The 17,620-nt window shown below is 67.7% G+C and carries 18 protein-coding genes; 8 read left to right on the top strand and 10 right to left on the bottom strand.

Annotated features, from left to right (window positions below; translation table 11 throughout):
• Window positions 1-27: 27 nt before the first annotated feature.
• Window positions 28-639, bottom strand: coding sequence for an ATP/GTP-binding protein (locus AB0D12_RS15245; RefSeq protein WP_362681720.1), 612 nt, complete (start codon window positions 637-639; stop codon window positions 28-30).
• A gap of 220 nt (window positions 640-859) precedes the next feature.
• Here AB0D12_RS15245 and AB0D12_RS15240 point away from each other — a divergent pair, with 220 nt between their 5' ends.
• The 4 genes from AB0D12_RS15240 (at window position 860) to AB0D12_RS15225 (ending at window position 7,389) form a co-directional block, all read left to right on the top strand.
• The gene (locus AB0D12_RS15240; protein ID WP_362681717.1) at window positions 860-3,730 is read left to right on the top strand and encodes an FAD-binding and (Fe-S)-binding domain-containing protein; all 2,871 of its coding nucleotides are present in this window, start codon (window positions 860-862) and stop codon (window positions 3,728-3,730) included.
• Between the two features lie 169 nt (window positions 3,731-3,899).
• Window positions 3,900-4,373, top strand: a complete 474-nt coding sequence (locus AB0D12_RS15235; protein WP_362681714.1) for a hypothetical protein — start codon at window positions 3,900-3,902, stop codon at window positions 4,371-4,373.
• An 11-nt stretch (window positions 4,374-4,384) separates the two neighbouring features.
• Window positions 4,385-6,679, top strand: a complete 2,295-nt coding sequence (locus tag AB0D12_RS15230; protein ID WP_362681711.1) for a DUF6571 family protein — start codon at window positions 4,385-4,387, stop codon at window positions 6,677-6,679.
• A gap of 35 nt (window positions 6,680-6,714) precedes the next feature.
• Window positions 6,715-7,389: a hypothetical protein gene (locus tag AB0D12_RS15225; protein ID WP_362681708.1), complete on the top strand. Its 675-nt coding sequence runs from the start codon at window positions 6,715-6,717 to the stop codon at window positions 7,387-7,389.
• Between the two features lie 11 nt (window positions 7,390-7,400).
• Here the strand turns inward: AB0D12_RS15225 and AB0D12_RS15220 are convergent, their stop codons facing one another.
• From AB0D12_RS15220 to AB0D12_RS15180, 9 genes are all read right to left on the bottom strand, one after another.
• On the bottom strand, window positions 7,401-7,820 hold the full coding sequence (locus AB0D12_RS15220; protein WP_362681705.1) for a pyridoxamine 5'-phosphate oxidase family protein: 420 nt from the start codon (window positions 7,818-7,820) through the stop codon (window positions 7,401-7,403).
• Between the two features lie 293 nt (window positions 7,821-8,113).
• Entirely contained in the window at window positions 8,114-8,647 is a 534-nt protein-coding gene (locus AB0D12_RS15215; protein ID WP_362681702.1) for a DUF6879 family protein, read from the bottom strand.
• Between the two features lie 19 nt (window positions 8,648-8,666).
• Complete coding sequence (locus AB0D12_RS15210; protein WP_362681699.1) at window positions 8,667-9,134, bottom strand: hypothetical protein; 468 nt, start codon at window positions 9,132-9,134, stop codon at window positions 8,667-8,669.
• A gap of 71 nt (window positions 9,135-9,205) precedes the next feature.
• Complete coding sequence (locus AB0D12_RS15205) at window positions 9,206-9,439, bottom strand: DUF397 domain-containing protein (protein WP_362681696.1); 234 nt, start codon at window positions 9,437-9,439, stop codon at window positions 9,206-9,208.
• An 88-nt stretch (window positions 9,440-9,527) separates the two neighbouring features.
• A complete protein-coding gene (locus tag AB0D12_RS15200; protein ID WP_362681693.1) occupies window positions 9,528-9,833 on the bottom strand; it encodes a hypothetical protein in 306 nt (101 codons plus the stop codon).
• A gap of 32 nt (window positions 9,834-9,865) precedes the next feature.
• Complete coding sequence (locus AB0D12_RS15195; protein WP_362681691.1) at window positions 9,866-10,696, bottom strand: helix-turn-helix transcriptional regulator; 831 nt, start codon at window positions 10,694-10,696, stop codon at window positions 9,866-9,868.
• Window positions 10,693-11,217 carry a DUF6879 family protein gene (locus AB0D12_RS15190; RefSeq protein ID WP_362681688.1) on the bottom strand — a complete coding sequence of 175 codons (525 nt, stop codon included), beginning with the start codon at window positions 11,215-11,217 and terminating at the stop codon, window positions 10,693-10,695. Before AB0D12_RS15190 ends, AB0D12_RS15195 begins: the two co-directional genes overlap by 4 nt.
• Entirely contained in the window at window positions 11,201-11,392 is a 192-nt protein-coding gene (locus tag AB0D12_RS15185) for a hypothetical protein (protein WP_362681685.1), read from the bottom strand. The genes AB0D12_RS15190 and AB0D12_RS15185 overlap by 17 nt, the downstream gene beginning before the upstream one ends.
• 139 nt (window positions 11,393-11,531) lie before the next feature.
• Window positions 11,532-12,386: a LysR family transcriptional regulator gene (locus tag AB0D12_RS15180; RefSeq protein WP_362681682.1), complete on the bottom strand. Its 855-nt coding sequence runs from the start codon at window positions 12,384-12,386 to the stop codon at window positions 11,532-11,534.
• A 102-nt stretch (window positions 12,387-12,488) separates the two neighbouring features.
• On the opposite strand from AB0D12_RS15180, the gene AB0D12_RS15175 reads away from it, so the two are divergent.
• From AB0D12_RS15175 to AB0D12_RS15160, 4 genes are all read left to right on the top strand, one after another.
• Window positions 12,489-13,475: an EamA family transporter gene (locus AB0D12_RS15175; RefSeq protein ID WP_362681679.1), complete on the top strand. Its 987-nt coding sequence runs from the start codon at window positions 12,489-12,491 to the stop codon at window positions 13,473-13,475.
• A gap of 80 nt (window positions 13,476-13,555) precedes the next feature.
• Window positions 13,556-14,344, top strand: a complete 789-nt coding sequence (locus tag AB0D12_RS15170) for a TIGR03084 family metal-binding protein (RefSeq protein WP_362681676.1) — start codon at window positions 13,556-13,558, stop codon at window positions 14,342-14,344.
• On the top strand, window positions 14,344-16,020 hold the full coding sequence (locus AB0D12_RS15165) for an acyclic terpene utilization AtuA family protein (RefSeq protein ID WP_362681673.1): 1,677 nt from the start codon (window positions 14,344-14,346) through the stop codon (window positions 16,018-16,020). Before AB0D12_RS15170 ends, AB0D12_RS15165 begins: the two co-directional genes overlap by 1 nt.
• Entirely contained in the window at window positions 16,017-17,615 is a 1,599-nt protein-coding gene (locus AB0D12_RS15160; protein WP_362681670.1) for a carboxyl transferase domain-containing protein, read from the top strand. The genes AB0D12_RS15165 and AB0D12_RS15160 overlap by 4 nt, the downstream gene beginning before the upstream one ends.
• Window positions 17,616-17,620: the final 5 nt, after the last annotated feature.

The following is a 17,620-nucleotide window of genomic DNA, read 5'->3' as shown; positions in this document are numbered from 1 at the left end:
GCCGCCGGGGGCCCGCTGAGCTGCGCGTCAGTCCTTGTGGGGCAAGGACAGCGCGTGCATGTGCTCGATCAGCGCGAGCAGTACGAACTTGCTGGAGGAGTGGTCCCGGGCGTCGAACTCCATCAGCGGTACTTCGGGCCCGAGAGCGAGCGCCTCGCGGATCTGCTCGTCGCTGTGGAACGGGCCGCCGAAGTCGTTCACGGCGACGATGAAGGGCGTGCCGTTGTGTTCAAGACGGTCGATCGCGTACCCGGCGTCGTCGAGGCAGCGGGTGTCGACGAGGACGACCGCGCCGAGCGTGCCGGCGAAGACGCGGTCCCAGAGGAACCAGAAGCGTTCCTGGCCGGGGGCGCCGAAGAGGTACAGGACGCTGTTTTCGTCGATCGTGATCCGGCCGAAGTCGAAGGCGACGGTGGTGTCGGATTTTTTCCGTACGCGGGTCGTGTCGTCGAGGCTGCGGCCGGCGCGGCTCATCACCTCCTCCGTGTGCAGCGGACGGATCTCGCTGACGGAGCGGACCATGGTCGTCTTGCCGACTCCGAAGCCGCCTACGACGACGATCTTCAGAGTGTTGACGGTCGTCCCGGCGAGCGTGGGGTGGGGCTGCGCCGGGGGGACCGCTCGCGTGACGCGGGTCATCGGTTTTCGTCGGTGCCGGTCATCGAGTGTTGCCTTCCGGGGGTGGCGGTGGCAGTAACTGGAGCCGCTTGTTCCTGATCAAGTTGTCGTCACTATAGGAGAGTTGCCGATCGCATTGGGAAGTTCTTGTGGGGTTTCGTTGCGGGCGGTGCGGCGCAGCGTGCGCAGCTGGCACGTTTCCTTCCGGTGTGACGAGAGAGACAGGGGCATCCTGAGACACATGGCTGAACAGCGACAGGGACGGTGGGGCGGGCGGGGCGGCCGGGGCGGCCGGGGCGGGCGGGACCGCCGGGAGGCGGGCGAACTGGCGCGCGCGCTCACCCGGGCGGTGCGCGGCGAGGTGGACTTCAGCGCGGCCGCGCGGGCGCTGATGACCATGGACGCGTCCAACTACCGGCGTGTGCCGGTCGGCGTCGTCGCGCCGCGCGACGCCGAGGACGTGGCCGCCGCCCTGGAGGTGTGCCGACGGCACGGGGTGCCGGTGGTGCCGCGCGGCGCCGGGACCTCCATCGCAGGTCAGGCCACCGGCATCGGTGTCGTCCTGGACTTCACCCGCCATATGACGGCGGTGGTGGCGGTGGATGCGGCGGCGCGTACGGCGGTGGTGCAGCCGGGCGTCGTCCTGGACACCCTGCGGGACGCCGTACGGCCGCACGGGCTGACGTTCGGACCCGACCCGTCCACGCACAGCCGCTGCACGCTCGGCGGGATGATCGGCAACAATTCGTGCGGCTCGCACTCGGTGGCGTGGGGTACGACCGCCGACAACGTGCGGAATCTGTCCCTGCTCACCTACGGCGGCGCGGAACTGCGGCTCGGGCAGGGCTGGGAGGGCGGCGCGCCGACGGGGCTGCGGGAACTGGTCGACCGGAATCTGGCGCTGCTGCGGACCGGGTTCCCGGACGGGCTGCCGAGGCGTATCTCCGGCTACGCGCTGGACGCTCTGCTGCCCGAGAAGGGCGTCGATCTGGCGCGGGCCCTCTGCGGCAGCGAGGGCACGCTGGGCGTGCTGACCGAGGCGACCGTACGGCTGGTCGAGGCGCCGCGCGCACGGGCGCTGGCCGTGCTCGGCTACGCCGACGAGAGCGCGGCGGCGGATGCGGCCCCGGGCCTGCTGGCGTACCACCCACTGACCGTCGAGGGCATGGCCGAGGACCTGGTGCGGGACGTGCGGGGGCTGCCGCGCGGCGGGGCCTGGCTCTTCGTGGAGACGGGCGGCGACAACGCGGCCGAGGCGCGGGCGCGGGCGGACGGCATCGTGCGGGCGGCGGAGGCGCTGGACGGCACGGTGGTGGACGACCCGGCCGGTATGCGGGCGCTGTGGCGGGTGCGGGAGGACGCGGCGGGGACGGCGACCAGGACCGCCGACGGCGGTGAGGCGTGGCCGGGGTGGGAGGACTGCGCGGTGCCGCCGGCCCGGCTGGGCGCGTATCTGCGGGACTTCCGCGCGCTGCTCTCCGAGCACGGTCTGCGCGGTACGCCGTACGGGCACTTCGGGGACGGCTGTATTCATGTCCGTATCGACTTCGACCTGATGAGTGCGGAGGGAGTACGGGCCTTCCGGCGGTTCTCCGAGGAGGTGGCGGAGCTCGTGGTCGCGCACGGCGGCTCGCTGTCGGGGGAGCACGGCGACGGTCAGGCCCGCGCGGAGCTGCTGCCGAAGATGTACGGCGACGAACTGGTCGGGCTCTTCGGCCGGTTCAAGGACCTGTGGGACCCGGCGGGCGGTATGAACCCGGGGATGCTGGCCCGCCCGGACCGCCTCGACGCCAACCTCCGCTTCGAGGTGCTGCCGAAGAAGCCGGTGGAGGTCTCCTTCGGCTATCCGCACGACGGCGGGGACTTCTCGGTGGCGGTACGGCGATGCGTGGGCGTCGCCAAGTGCCGTGTCGCCGGGCCGAGTTCAGGTACGGACGTGATGTGCCCGTCGTTCCGCGCCACGGGCGAGGAGGCCCACTCGACGCGCGGCCGCGCCCGGCTGCTGCACGAGATGCTCGCGGGCGAGGTCGTCCGTGACGGCTGGCGCTCGGAGGAGGTACGGGACGCGCTGGATCTGTGCCTCTCCTGCAAGGGCTGCCGGAGCGACTGCCCGGTGGGCGTCGACATGGCCACGTACAAGGCGGAGTTCCTGCACCACCACTACGCGGGCCGGCGGCGGCCGGCCTCGCACTACGCGATGGGGTGGCTGCCGGTGTGGCTGCGGGCGGCGGCGCCGTTCGCGCGGGTGGCCAACGCGGCGGCCGGGGTCCGGCCGCTGGCCGCGCTCGCGAAACGGCTGGGCGGGATCGCGCCGGAGCGCGAGCTGCCGAGGCTCGCGCCGGTGACGTTCCGGCGCTGGCTGCCGGAGCACATGGGCGACCGGACGGCGGTCTTCGCGACCGGCCGTACGGCCGTGCTGTGGCCGGACACCTTCACCGACCATCTGTCGCCGTCCGTGGGCCGGGCGGCGGTGCAGGTCATGGAGTCTGCGGGCATCGGCATCGCCCTGCCGCCGGGCCGGGTCTGCTGCGGACTGACGTACGTCTCCACGGGCCAGCTCGATCGGGCCCGTACGGTCATGCGCCACACGCTGGACACCGTGGAACCGCTGCTGGAGCTGGGCGTCCCGGTCGTCGTACTGGAACCGAGCTGCGCGGCGGCCCTCAAGACGGATCTGCCGGAGCTCCTGTCCGACGACCCACGGGCGGCCCGACTGGCCTCGTCCGTTCGCACCTTTGCCCAGGCCCTGGAGGAGTGCGCCCCGGACTGGACCCCTCCCCGGATCGACCGCCCGGTGGCGGGCCAGACGCACTGCCATCAGCACGCGGTCCTGGGCGACGCGGCGGACCGCCGACTTCGCGAACGCGCGGGTCTGGAGGGCGAGTTGAGCGGCGGCTGCTGCGGACTCGCGGGCAACTTCGGCTTCGAGCGGGGCCACTACGAGGTGTCGGTTGCGTGCGCGGAGGACCAGCTGCTGCCCGCAGTGAGGGCGGCGGGCGAGGGCGCGGAGATCCTGGCGGACGGTTTCTCCTGCCGTACGCAACTGGACCAGCTGGAGGGACGGCGGGCGCGGCATCTGGCGGAGGTGCTGGCGGAGGGGCTGGACGGCTGACCGATTATTGGGGCCACGACTTGCCGGGGCCGGGCAATGGTGAAGGAATCATGTGAGATGCGGCAGAACACCGATGGACAAAAAACCCAGTTGCTAGGTTGACGTGGAAGTTGCCGTCCAGCAGACGGGCGTACGGGGACGAGGCGGATAACGGGGAAGGGATCCACCCATGGCGTGGGACGAATGGGAGCAGCTGAAAGCACAGGCGGCTGAGAAGGGCTCCACGGGAATGCGGCTCAATCAATTGCCTGCGGATGCCGGGGGTGGTGGGAAGGGTGATTTCGTCGCCTACCAGGACGACTTGGGCGCCGTCGGTCATGAAGCCTTCATTCTGCATGATCACCTCGGCAAGCAGGCGGACATCGCCGGCGCGGGTATGGACAAGCACGGTGCCGGGTCGACCATGCAGGCCGCCGGCAATCTCAAGATCCACAACTTCGCTTTTGGTTCCGCGCTGGAGACAACGGTGACCGTGTGGGACACCCAGATGAAGACGCTCCTGCAGGCCTGCGCGCACATCTCCAATCACCTCAACTACTCCAAGAAGACGCACGCCAACAACGATGCCCAAATCGGAAACTCGTTCCGTCATCGCGATGGCTCCGCTGTGGCCGTGTCAGAGATTGACAAGTACTTCAAGTAAGGGAGACGGCGGTGGCCAGCCTCACTTTCATGGACGTGGCCCAGGTCGACCTCGGCAAGCTCGGCACAGCCGTATCGGACTGGAAGAAGACTGTCGACAATCTGCAGAAGCTTGCGAAGAGCGCAGACTCTGGCATGGTCGCGAAGTCGGAATCCGCTCGCTGGGCGGGGGAAAACGCGACCGTCACACGAGAGTTCATCAAGAAGACGGCAAAGCAGTTCGACGACGCGCACGCGGAGGCCAAGAGCATCTGGACACTTCTTGACGACGCCCATACGGAACTCGTCGCGATCCAGAAGAGCATGAAGACCGCAGTCGATGTGGATGCGCCCAACCTGGGTGTCAGGATCGAGGACATCGGTGGCGGGGCAGTCCGGTGGTACTTCCCTCACATACGGGGGGACAGTGACGAACGCACACAAAATCAACTCGATGCAGCACAGGAACTGGCCGACCGGATCACGGGGTTGATAGCTCATGCCGCGGAGATCGACGCCAACATGGCCAGGGCACTCGGCAGAACCAACAAGAATGACCCCAACGACTTCAGTAGCAACAACTACGCATCGTTGGACGACGCCGAGAAGGACCGGGCGCTCGAACTGGCCAGGCTCGGCCGGAAGATGAACGACAAGCAGTTCGCCGAGTTCAACAGCATCATGAAGTACAACACGAAGGACCCCGAGTTCGCAGACGCGTTCTATACGGGCCTGGGCGGGCCCAAGCAAGCGTTGGAATTCTTCGGCCAGATGTCCATCGACAGCGCCCACGGGGACAACAAGGCGCGTCTGGAGTTGACCAAGGAACTCCAGCGCAACATGGGCCTCACCCTGGCGACAGCCACCGACCCGGATCACAACCCCGGGTACCTCAAGGACTGGGGTGCGCAGTTCCGTAAGCTTGGAACCCAGCAGATTCCGCTCGAGAAGTACGGCAGGGACTCGCCTCCCTTCGGCTACCAGCTGCTCGGCGGGATCATGCGTTATGGGAACTATGACCCGAAGTTCCTGAACCCCATTGCTGAACACGTGATTCAACTTCAGCAGAAGGACCCGATCCTCTTCGCCCACTCGAAGAGCGAGTTCGGCACGAATCTGTATAACCCGTCGGGCAAGGAGGGTGCCGGCTTCGACCCGGTTCCCGGGGTGCTGGAGGCTCTTGGGCACAGTCCGGAAGCCGCGAAGCAGTTCTTCACGGCGGAGCCCACGGCCTACAACGAGGACGGGAGCGTCAAGGGCGGAGCTGCCGACCTCGGCAAGGTCAAGAATGAGGCCATCACCAACTACCTGGACTACTTCACCAACGAGGACTACAAGGGATTCCCGGGCGACATCAACGGTCACTTCAACCCGGACGCAATACAAAAGGCCACGAACTACGTGCCCGACGCGCTTGGGCACGCCCTGGAGGCGGCCACCCTCGGACATGCCTACGACGACCCGACGCCCAAGCTGGTCAGAGACGAAGACTCCGAGGCCATCATGAAGTCCGTAGTCGAGAAGTATGGTGACGCCGACTTGCTCGACCGCCAGGAGGTGCTCTCCGACAGTCTTGGCCGGATGGGAGCGGGCTATGTCGACGACATCAACTGGGCTTTGAACGACAACGATTCGACGAGCATGTTCGCTCCTCAGCGCGACCCAGCAGATCACGCCGAATTCGGCCGGGACGGTGCGCGAAACTTCCTCAACGCGCTGGGCAGGCATCCGGATGCCTATGCGGAGCTCTCGAACGCCGAGAAGATCTACACGACCAGTGTGCTCGACGCCCAGGTCGGCGACAACGGAACGATCAACCAGGCCCATGCCCGAGAGGCCGTACGCACCGGCGGTGAGGTGCAGGGCATGCTCGACGAGTCACGTGCCGACCAGGTCAAGGCCGACGGTCTGGCGAAGGACGAGGCTTACAACAAGGCCCTGGAAAAGCGGGCGGGCTGGATCGAGTTCGGCACGGGAGTGGGGATCGCCGCAGGCGCCGCCTTCCTTCCCCCTGTCGCAGCCGCAGGCGTTGCCGCTACCTTGATCCCGGTCATCACGGATGCGGGAACGGGAGCTCTTGAACAGCATCTCGGAAACGTGATCGGCGACTGGAGCGAATCCAAACAACAAGACAGTGGTGACGACGTCCTGAAGCAGCGGCTCGCCATTTATGACGCCGGTGAGGCCACATCGGAAGCTCCGATGAGAGAGTTCATGAAGCTCCATGGGATCGAGCGTGACAGCGAATTTGGCGGCGACTTGGAGGAAGCGCTGAACAGCGGTTACGACAAGGGGAGTAATCGTGCGGCCCACATGGCCAAATCCTGAACAGTAGACTCGGTTACGGGCTGAAAGTGGTTCACATGACATTCCCGGTGAGGCAAGTTGGCGCGATATTGCTTGCCCTGCTTACTCCTCTTGTCCTCGCGGCGTGCGACTACGGCAAGGATGAGCCCGATCACGGCAAGGATTCAGTGAGCTCCAAGCAGCTCTGCGATGGAGCCTTTTCGGCTGACGCAGGTCAAGCGATCGAAACCGTCTCCGGCGTGAAGGAGTTCTCGCAACTCTCCTCGGAGGGTGACCTGCAAGATGTTGCCAAGAGCATCGTCGAGGATTACTCGACCTCGGCCGACACCTGGGCGAAGGACCATATTCTATGCAAGGTGTACACAGTCCAGTCCGGTGCGGCGTTCGACCTGGAGATCGCCTATTCTCTGACCGACGAGAAGAATGTGGCAGTCGGTGGCGATGATCCGAAATTCACGAAGTACAAAATTGGCCGAAAGGCATTTGCCAAGGCCGATAAAGCCATTCTTTACAACGAGTGCGTAAGTAAGAAACTGTCAGGCAGTGAGGGTTCTCCGGCGATAATTCGGGGTGAGCTCAAGTATCGTACTGAGCCTGAAAGAAATTCCCAGAAGGTTCGTGAGAACAGTTTGACGATCCTGAATTCAGCTTCCCTCGCACTCGCGAAGAACCTGGGTTGCGAGAAGAATGGGCAGCTCGTGGCCAAGCCCGCCCTGACACCGGCGTCCTGACGGCTGACCGGTTATGGGAGGGGCAGCTCGACGATGTGTGGCGGGTCCTGAGTGAAGTCGCTGTACCGCACCCAGGTCGGCCGTACCCGCACATGGGTGATGCCGGGCCAGGTGAGACGGTCCCGGCCGTCGGGATACGCGGCGAAGTAGCACTGCTGAAGGCGTTCGAGCTCGGGGCCGGTGGGGAAGTCCGCCACGCCCTCGATCTGCATGGTGATCGCGTCGTCCCAGCCGATCACGAGCGCGATGCGGGGGTCGGTACGCAGGTTGAAGCACTTGCGGGTCGTCTCGACGGTGTCAAAGACGATCTCGAGCTCGTCACTGACCGCGAACCCGACGACCGCGGCCTGGGGTGCTCCGTCCGGGGTCACTGTCGCCTGGACGGCAAGCTTGTACCTGCGAAGGAACCACAACAGCTCGTCGCGCTTCATACGGCCCTGCCTACCACGGACATGACCGGGGGGCCTGCTGTCTCACTCATATGCGGGCGGGGCGGGCAGGGCGTCAGGTCGTCAGGCGACGCCGTCCGGCACCGGGTCGCCGACATGTCGGCCCGCAGCATCGTCCTGCAGGCCGTCGGTCCTCAGGTCGCGCTGATCGTGGGGCGGGACGGCGTGGTGCGGGTCCGGGATCTGGCTGGGTGATCCAGCGGCCGGAATCCGGGCGGCAAGGTGGAATCATCGAGGACCTACACCTTGCTTTCCGGCCTCTTGATCGATGATGCTCAGATTCGATAGCCGCTGAAGGGAATGGAGATCTCCAGGGCGAGGTCGCGCCATGCGAGGTACTGGCCGATGTCGGGGGATTCGACCAGCTCACGGTTGATCTGCGTCCCGTCCGGCCGGTAGTTCAGGTGCACCACGGTCGTTTCGTCGAACATCCAGAAGTCCTGATTCGGCAGCTCGACTTCCCGTTCCGTCACGTCCACGATCCGGTAGTCCTCCCCGGCCTCGACATTTCCCGGGATGCCCCACCCGAAGAGGTAGCGGCTGTAGTCCGTCAACGGCCTGCCGACCAGTTTGGCCCGGGTCCAGGTGAGGCCCGACGACGTTTGCGCCCGGATCGTCTGGTGCCAAATTGCATTGAAGTCGACCGGCTTGGACTCACCGGCGAGGAAACTACGGAACGTCTCGGCCTCCGTTGGCATCGTGTACACCTGGTGCACCTCGAGCCGGAACGCGGAGCGCTTGAAGTTCCGGAAGTACGCCTTCCATTCGGCACCGTCCAACAGGACAGGGCCGGAGCCATCAACGGACACGGGGCAGCCTCCTTCTCATCTAGCAAGTGGGGCAGGGGATATCGGGCGAGGTGCGGTTGGGGGAGCACGTCACCAGGGCCAGTGACAGGAATGCCGGACGTTCGAGGTAGAGGCCCACGGACAGGTCGCCGCCTCGACCAAGATGCTCAGCAGCGGAGTTGATCAGCGCAGTGATGCGCGTGGTGTCCCGGTCCGATGGGGAAGCGAAGCGTGGCGCGTACTCGGTCAGTCGCTCACCGAGCCATTCCGCAGCCCTCTTCGGCTCGTCCCACGTCCCACGGATCATTGCCTGGGGCTTCATGAGCCAGTGGGCCGTCTCGAGGGGTGGCAGATCGGATACGGGGAAGTCGGCGAGGATGTCGCGGTACCGCTGGATCAGCTCCGGCTTGCTGCCGGCCGGAGGCGGATCGCGGTGTGGGGGGCGGCGCAGGCCTTCCTGGTCGAACCGTTGCTTCGGACCGGTCCAGAGGTAGCCGTGATGGTGCAACTGGCACCCCGTTCGGTGTGGTTGGAGGCCTCGGCCCCTGGGGGCGGGGGCCGAGGCCGGCTGGGGTGCTTCTAGGCCGAGAGGCCGAACCGCTCGGGCGCGATCCCGGCGGCGTCCAGCTCGGCCGTGGTGAAGCGCAACGGCTCCATGCCTGGCCGCTTGCTGTCACCCAGCGCCCAGGCATCCCGGCCGATCCGGGCGAGGGTCACGCAGGTCTCGCCGTCGGGGTGGGTGTTGCCGCCGCATGCCTTGGCGAATGCGGCGCAGTCGATGGCGAGCGCGTACAGGTCGGTTCCGTTTTGCATGGGTGTGCCTTCCTCATCGTTTGTCGGCCACCGGGCGTGGCCGTCCCCCGCCCGTGCCGGGCGGAAGTTGTGGTGGTGCGGGCCCCCCTCAGGCGGAATGGGGGAGCTTGGACACGACGGTGACGCCGGGGCCGCGGGCAATGACCGAGGCGTGGAGGAGCGCTTGCAAGGTCGACCTGGGGCCGCCGATGGCGTCGGTCAGACGCTCGTTCAGCAACTCGGCTTCGGAGGGTAGGAGGACCATTTCCGTGTCCGCCGTGTGCCGACCGTTCTTCGTCAGCCAGATGGGAATACGGACGTTCCCGTCGTCATCCTTGTAGGCGGGGCGACTCGGAATGGGGTCCATTCGCCAGCCCTTGGTAATGGGCGGCTGGTCAGACATCTCTTGCGGCATGGGTTCATCGTGGGGCCAGCAGAGAGGACGCTCTAGTCTGTTTCCTGTTCCCGCAAGAATCCGTCCCGGATGGCCTCGATCATGCTCCTCATTGCATCGCCGGACAGCGCCATGTGCTCGAAGCCCTCGTACTTCTGTACGTAGAGGGCAACGTCCCTTGGATCGGTCACGACGACCTCGGCGTGAACGGTTTCTACGGTGACCATGCGGTCATCTCGGATCACAAAGGCGTGGTTGGCTATGTCGTGCTGCCGCGCTTCCAGAGGAACTATGCGGATGTCCACGTGGGGGAGCCTGGACATGAAGATGATCCGGTCCAGCTGTGCGGCCATCATCTGTGCTGCGACAATCCGCCAGCGGAGAACAGGTTCCGTGATAATGAACCGCAACTTCTTTGTGTTGTCGTAGAGGATGGCCTGTCGTTCAAGTCTTCCGCTGAGAGTGCGGGTCAAGGATTCTTCGCTCAGGTTGTGCCGTTGCAGAACGGCCCTGATGTACTCCGGCGTTTGAAGCAACCCTGGAACCAGCGCCGGTTGGAACAACCTCAGCATTGACATTTGAGCCTCAAGAGCCTTTGTGGCTTGCTGGCCCTTGTGAATCCCGGCTCGCTTCAACAGCCTCCACGCCGTCGCCTCGGTGGCCGCAGTCCGCGCTGCTTCGGTGTACTCCGCCTTTATCTCGTCCGACACACCAATGGCGGTAAGGACACGTTGCACATCCGTTGTGCTCGGCTGAAGTTTCGCGTTCTCAATCTTGGACAGCTTGGATGGAGACATGAGTGCACTGCGGGCCACTGCTTTGGCTTCCTTTCCGGATGCTTCTCGTAGTGCCCGCAGTGCGGCTCCAAGCTGCGCTCTGTTCACTCCCCGTACTTGGCCCACCAGTCGGTGAACGGCTCTGAATGAGCCAGCGCCCTCTCCCGATACTCGACGAACTCGCGTGCTCGCGCTGCCTCGAGAACCTCTGCGCCGAGAAACGCCCCGACCTCGTCGTACCCCAGCACTGCTGTGTCCGTCGAATCGAAGAGCCAGAAGTCGGGAACGCCCTCAAGAGGGTGCGGCTGCTCGGTCGTGTCGAGGACGAAGAACTGCTCGCCTCCGCTCATGTTCTTCTGGTAGCCCCAACCGAGCTCAAAGCGAAGATAGGGAGTCAGCGGACGGGACAGGATGTGCACGCGATACACGCGCTTGCCCTTGCTTATGTGTGAGTGCAGCTCGGCCACCCAGTCCGCGTTGTAGTCCTCAGGCTGCGGCTCGCCCGCCAGGAATGACTGGAAAGCGTCAACGTTTCCTGACTTGCCGTAGTCGTCCAGGGTCTCGAGTCGGAAGGCTTCCCGGTCGAAGGTGTCGAACAGCTCCGCGAACGTCTTAGATGAGCTGCTCACGAATCGCCTTCCGAATAAGCTCCATCGGAATCTCGACGAGAGTCTCATGGGCGGGAATGCGTAGCCCGTGGTCGGCGGGCGTCTCCCCTTGCACCAGCAGCGTGTCCCGGTCGGTGGTGTACAACGTCGGACAGTCTTTGAGATCGCACGTGCTGACCAGCTTGGAGACCTTCATCGTCCGGGTTCCCCTTTCCCCTGTTGCCAGTGCCGCATGTCCTGCTCGATGCTCCCGAGGTTGGGACCCAAGGGTCAAGGGATCACAGTTGAGGGAACGGGAAACCGGGACCGTGTCACCCATGTGGGGGTACAGCTCACTACGGGGCAGCCACCTCCCGCGCCAGCGCCGCCAGTTGAGAAACCGCCGGATGCGGCGCCGACTCGCGCCATGCCAGCAGCACCGGAGCCGGCGGTGCGTCCGACAGAGGGCGGTACGTCACGCCCGGGTGCGGGTGCATCGAGGAGGTGGAGGCCACCGAGACCCCCGTGCCCCGGCCCGCCGCGATCGCCGTGAGCCAGTCGTCCGTGTTGGCGACCGTGAGCGTGGACGTCGGGCGGCTCTCCGGCGGCCAGAGGTCGAGAGTCGTCAGGCCCGAGACCGTGTTCAGGATGACCGGCCCGCCCGCCACTTCCGCGAGGGTCAAGGAGGCGTGCGCGGCCAGGGGGCCGTCCGACGTCACCGCCGCCACCCGGGGCTCGGTGAAGAGCAGCTCGGTGACCAGGCCGGGCGTGTCCACCGGGCCCCGCAGCACCGCCGCGTCGACCTCGCCGCGGGACAGGCCCGCCGTGCGGTCGTCGATGCGGAGGAGTTCCAGCGGCGTGTCGGCGTGGTCCTGCTGCCAGCGGCGCAGCAAGGGGGTCGTGTACGGACCGAGGGCGGACCAGGCGTGCCCGAGCCGCAGCGGCCACCTGCGCAGCCGGCCGGGGTCCAGCGCCTCGTCGAACGCGGTCACCGCGGCCGCCGCCTTGTCGCGGAAGGCCCTGCCCTCGGCGGTGAGGGCGAGATGGTGGGTGGAGCGGTCGACGAGCCGGATGCCGAGATGCTTTTCCAGCGCCGCGAGAGCGCGCGAGACGGTGGGCTGGGCCAGGTGCAGCCGGACCGCCGCCCCGGTCACGCTGGACTCCTCCGCGATGGCCAGGAAACAGCGGAGATGGCGCAGCTCGATGCTCATGCGTCTGGAGCATAACCCCAGCCCAATTGGTATTTCACGCAGCGAGCCCACGCCCGTAGCGTGGAGGGGGTCGGCGGCCGGAATCAGTCAGGGAGGTGTGCGGTGGACGAAACCCGTACCACTGTCGTCACGGGCGAGCTCGAGGCCGCCGCAGCCCTGGATGCCGCCGAAAGCCCCGGCCCCGGCCCCGGCAGCGGCGACGGCAGCGGCGACGGCACCGGCACCGGTCGCGCCACGCGGTCCCGTCGCACCCTCGGCCCCGTCGCCCTCGTCGTCGCCGGTGCGCTGTCCGTCCAGTTCGGCGCTTCCGTCGCCGTACTGCTCATGCCGCGAGCCGGAGCTCTCGGTGTCGTCACCCTCCGGCTCGTGCTCGCCGCGCTCGTCCTGCTCGTCGTCTGCCGGCCGACACTCCGCGGGCACTCGCGCGCCGACTGGGGCACCGTTGTCGCCTTCGGTGCCGCCATGGCCGCCATGAACGTCCTCTTCTACCAGGCCGTCGACCGCATCCCGCTCGGTGCCGCTGTCACCTTCGAGGTCCTCGGCCCGCTGGCGCTGTCGGTGATCGTGTCGCGGCGGCTGGTCAATCTCGTCTGGGCGGGCCTCGCGCTCGGCGGCGTGGTCCTGCTCAGCGGCGGCGGCTTCGACCGGCTCGACCTCGTTGGCGCGCTGTTCGCGCTCTCCGCGGGCGCGATGTGGGCCGCGTACATCGTCTTCAGCGCCCGCACCGGGCGGCGCTTCCCGCAGGCCGACGGGCTTGCGCTGGCCATGGCGGTCGGCGCCGTACTGAGTCTGCCGCTCGGGATCGCGGAGGCCGGATCCACGCTGCTCGTGCCGTCCACGCTCGGTCTCGGGCTCGCCGTCGCGCTGATGTCGTCCGTACTCCCGTACACCCTGGAGCTGCTCGCGCTGCGCCGGCTGCCCGCCCCGACCTTCGCAGTGCTGATGAGCCTGGAGCCGGCGATCGCCGCCACGGCCGGGTTCCTCGTACTGCATCAGGACCTTTCCATGGTCGACGCCTTGGCGATCGCGCTGGTCATCGCGGCGAGCATGGGCGCGGTACGGACGCAGGTGGCCAGAAAGACTCAGTAATCAAGCAAGCATGCTTGCTTGTTTCTCCGTGCGCTGCCATGCTCCGGGACACACAACGTCGTGTCCCGAGGGAGCGCACCGTGTCCGACCCGGCCGTCGTACTCGACGACTTGCGTAGCGAAAGCGATGAACTCGACCTGCTGGTCGGGGAGTTGAACCCCGCACAATGGGCGGGGCCGACGCCCGCGCCGCGCTGGAGCGTCGCCCATCAGATCGCCCACCTCGCCTGGACCGACGCCGCCGCGCTGCTGGCCGTCACCGACCCCGAGGCCTTCGCCGCCCAGGTCGAGAAGGCCCTCGGCGCGCCGGACTCCTTCGTGGACGAGGGCGCCGAGGCGGGCGCCGCGCTGCCGCCCGGTCAGCTGCTGGCACGCTGGCGCGACGGCCGCGAGCGGCTGCAACAGGCTCTGCGCCAGGCCCCGGCCGGCGCCCGTTTCCCCTGGTACGGGCCGCCTATGAGCGCCGCGTCGATGGCGACCGGGCGGCTGATGGAGACCTGGGCGCACGGACAGGACATCGCCGACGCGCTCGGCGTCGTGCGCGAACCATCCGCACGGCTGCGGCATGTCGCCTACATCGGGATCCGGGCGCGCGACTTCGCCTTCGGAGTACGGGGGCTGACGCCGCCGGCCGATCCTTTCCGGGTGGAGCTGACCGCGCCCGGCGGCGAGCTCTGGGCGTACGGCCCCGAGGACGCCGCGCAGCGCGTCACCGGTCCCGCGCTCGACTTCTGTCTGCTGGTCACGCAGCGGGCCCATCGCGACGATCTCGCCGTACGGGCCCAGGGCGCCGACGCCGACCGCTGGCTGGACATCGCGCAGGCCTTCGCAGGACCTGCGGGATCCGGCCGCGACCCCAAGGCGGCGTGATGCTGCGGATCGGGAACGCGTCCGGCTTCTACGGCGACCGCTTCGACGCGATGAAGGAGATGCTCACCGGCGGGCCGCTGGACGTACTGACCGGCGACTATCTCGCCGAACTCACCATGCTCATCCTCGGCCGCGACCGGCTGAAGGACCCCCGCCTCGGCTACGCCAAGACCTTCCTCAAGCAGTTGGAGGAGAGCCTCGGGCTCGCCCACGAGCGCAATGTGAAGATCGTCGCCAATGCGGGCGGGCTCAACCCGGCGGGGCTGGCGACCGCGGTACGCGAGCTCGCCGACCGGGTCGGCGTCCCGGTCCAGGTCGCGCACGTCGAGGGCGACGACCTCGCCGCCCGCTTCCCGGACGCCCTCAGCGCCAACGCCTACCTCGGCGGCGCCGGTATCGCCGAGTGCCTGCGAGCCGGGGCCGATGTCGTCGTCACCGGCCGGGTCACCGACGCCGCCCTGGTCACCGGACCAGCGGCCGCGCACTTCGGCTGGGGGCCCGAGGACTACGACGCGCTCGCGGGCGCGGTCGTCGCCGGTCACGTCCTCGAATGCGGCACCCAGGCCACCGGCGGCAACTACGCGTTCTTCAGCGGCCATGACGTACGCCGCCCCGGCTTCCCGCTCACCGAGATCCACGCCGACGGCACCTGCGTCATCACCAAGCACGACGGCACGGGCGGCCTCGTGGACGTCGGCACGGTCACCGCGCAGCTGCTGTACGAGACCGGAGGCGCGAGGTACGCCGGGCCGGACGTCACCGCCCGCCTCGACACCGTACGGCTGGCGCAGGACGGACCGGACCGGGTGCGGATCTCCGGCGTACGCGGCGAGGCCCCGCCGCCCCGGCTGAAGGTCGGACTCAACCGGCTCGGCGGCTGGCGCAACGAGGTCGTGTTCGTACTCACCGGACTCGATATCGAGGCCAAGGCACGTCTGGTGCAGGAGCAGCTGGCGGAGGCCTTCGGCAAATCCCGTCCGGCGGAGGTGCGTTGGGAGCTGGCCCGCACCGAGCGGCCGGACGGCGACACCGAGGAGCGGGCCAGCGCGTATCTGCGCCTCGTGGTCCGCGACAGCGACCCGGACAAGGTCGGGCGCGCGGTGAGCGGCGCGGCGATCGAGCTGGCGCTCGGCAGCTACCCGGGCTTCCATGTGACGGCACCGCCCGGGAAGGGCGCGCCGTACGGTGTCTTCGAGGCCGAGTATGTGGACCTGGCCGAGGTGGCGCACACGGCCGTACTGCCGGACGGGCGACGGGTGGCCGTGCCGACTCCCCTATGTACGAGGGAAGTCGGTCACCTGGAAGAGGCCGGTGCGCTGCCGCCGGCACTGGACACCGCCGGGCCCCGCCGCGCCGCTCCGCTCGGCCTGATCGCCGGCGCCCGCAGCGGCGACAAGGGCGGCGACGCCAATGTCGGGGTGTGGGCCAGGACCGACGACGCCTGGCGCTGGCTCGCCCACGAACTGACCGTGGACCGCTTCCGCGCGCTGCTCCCGGAGACCGCAGGGCTGAAGGTCGTACGCCATGTCCTGCCGAATCTGCGCGCCCTGAACTTCACGGTCGAGGGGATCCTCGGCGAAGGCGTCGCGGCTCAGGCCCGCTTCGACCCGCAGGCGAAGGCGCTCGGCGAGTGGCTCCGCTCGCGGTACGTCGACATCCCGGAGGAACTGTTGTGACCGTGCTCGCCTCGGCCCTCGACCCCGCGGGCCCCGAATTCGCCGTCCACCGCGAGACCATGCTCGGCAAGCTCGCCGAGCTGGACGCCGAGCACGCCAAGGCGCTCGCGGGCGGCGGCGAGAAGTACATCGCCCGGCACCGGGGGCGCGGCAAGCTGCTGGCGCGCGAGCGCATCGAGCTGCTCCTCGACCCCGACACGCCTTTCCTCGAGCTGTCCCCGCTCGCCGCCTGGGGCAGCGACTATCCGTTGGGTGCGTCGATGGTCACCGGCATCGGTGTGGTGGAGGGCGTCGAGTGCCTGATCACCGCGAACGATCCGACGGTGCGCGGCGGGGCGTCCAACCCCTGGACGCTGAAGAAGGCCCTGCGCGCCAACGAGATCGCGTACGCCAACCGTCTGCCCTGTATCTCTCTCGTCGAGTCCGGCGGCGCGGATCTGCCCTCCCAGAAGGAGATCTTCATCCCGGGCGGGGCGCTCTTCAGGGACATCACCCGGCTGTCGGCGGCCGGCATCCCGACGATCGCGGTCGTCTTCGGGAACTCGACGGCGGGCGGGGCGTACGTCCCCGGTATGTCCGACCACACCATCATGATCAAGGAGCGGTCGAAGGTTTTCCTCGGCGGACCGCCGCTGGTGAAGATGGCGACGGGTGAGGAGAGCGACGACGAATCGCTCGGCGGCGCGGAGATGCACGCCCGCACGTCAGGCCTCGCCGACTATTTCGCCCTCGACGAGGCGGACGCGTTGCGGCAGGCCCGGCGGATCGTCGCCCGCCTCAACTGGCGCAAGGCGCACGCCGATCCGGGTCCCGCCGCGGCGCCCAAGTACGACGAGGAGGAGCTCCTCGGCATCGTGCCAGGCGATCTGCGCACACCCTTCGACCCGCGCGAGGTGATCGCACGGATCGTCGACGGCTCGGACTTCGACGAGTTCAAGCCGCTGTACGGGCCGAGCCTGGTCACCGGGTGGGCGTCGCTACACGGCTATCCGGTGGGTGTGCTGGCCAATGCGCAGGGCGTGCTGTTCAGCGCGGAGTCGCAGAAGGCGGCGCAGTTCATCCAGCTCGCCAACCAGCGCGATGTGCCGCTGGTCTTCCTGCACAACACCACCGGCTACATGGTCGGCAAGGAGTACGAGCAGGGCGGCATCATCAAGCACGGCGCGATGATGATCAACGCGGTGTCCAACTCGCGCGTCCCGCATCTGTCGGTGCTGATGGGCGCGTCGTACGGGGCCGGGCACTACGGCATGTGCGGGCGGGCGTACGACCCGCGGTTCCTCTTCGCCTGGCCGAGCGCCAAGTCCGCGGTGATGGGGCCGCAGCAGCTGGCGGGTGTGCTGTCGATCGTCGCCCGAGCGTCGGCGGCGGCGAAGGGCCAGCCGTACGACGACGAGGCGGACGCCGGTCTGCGGGCGATGGTGGAGCAGCAGATCGAGGCGGAGTCGCTGCCGATGTTCCTCTCGGGGCGGCTGTACGACGACGGGGTCATCGACCCGCGCGATACGCGGACTGTGCTGGGGCTCTGTCTGTCCGCGATCCACACGGCACCGGTCGAAGGCGCGCGCGGCGGCTTCGGCATCTTCCGGATGTGAGGCAG

Origin of the sequence: Streptomyces sp. NPDC048479, from assembly GCF_040651435.1 — a bacterium.
Classification (GTDB): domain Bacteria; phylum Actinomycetota; class Actinomycetes; order Streptomycetales; family Streptomycetaceae; genus Streptomyces.
The sequence above is the reverse complement of the archived record's forward strand: the minus strand, read 5'-3'. Positions and strand labels throughout refer to the sequence as shown.

Excerpts from the sequence above, each read along its gene's own strand:
- AB0D12_RS15245 (WP_362681720.1), bottom strand. The coding sequence starts at position 639 with ATGACCCGCGTCACGCGAGCGGTCCCCCCGGCGCAGCCCCACCCCACG.
- AB0D12_RS15240 (WP_362681717.1), top strand. The coding sequence starts at position 860 with ATGGCTGAACAGCGACAGGGACGGTGGGGCGGGCGGGGCGGCCGGGGC.
- AB0D12_RS15235 (WP_362681714.1), top strand. The coding sequence starts at position 3,900 with ATGGCGTGGGACGAATGGGAGCAGCTGAAAGCACAGGCGGCTGAGAAG.
- AB0D12_RS15225 (WP_362681708.1), top strand. The coding sequence starts at position 6,715 with ATGACATTCCCGGTGAGGCAAGTTGGCGCGATATTGCTTGCCCTGCTT.
- AB0D12_RS15220 (WP_362681705.1), bottom strand. The coding sequence starts at position 7,820 with ATGAAGCGCGACGAGCTGTTGTGGTTCCTTCGCAGGTACAAGCTTGCC.
- AB0D12_RS15205 (WP_362681696.1), bottom strand. The coding sequence starts at position 9,439 with ATGCAAAACGGAACCGACCTGTACGCGCTCGCCATCGACTGCGCCGCA.
- AB0D12_RS15200 (WP_362681693.1), bottom strand. The coding sequence starts at position 9,833 with ATGCCGCAAGAGATGTCTGACCAGCCGCCCATTACCAAGGGCTGGCGA.
- AB0D12_RS15185 (WP_362681685.1), bottom strand. The coding sequence starts at position 11,392 with ATGAAGGTCTCCAAGCTGGTCAGCACGTGCGATCTCAAAGACTGTCCG.
- AB0D12_RS15180 (WP_362681682.1), bottom strand. The coding sequence starts at position 12,386 with ATGAGCATCGAGCTGCGCCATCTCCGCTGTTTCCTGGCCATCGCGGAG.
- AB0D12_RS15165 (WP_362681673.1), top strand. The coding sequence starts at position 14,344 with ATGCTGCGGATCGGGAACGCGTCCGGCTTCTACGGCGACCGCTTCGAC.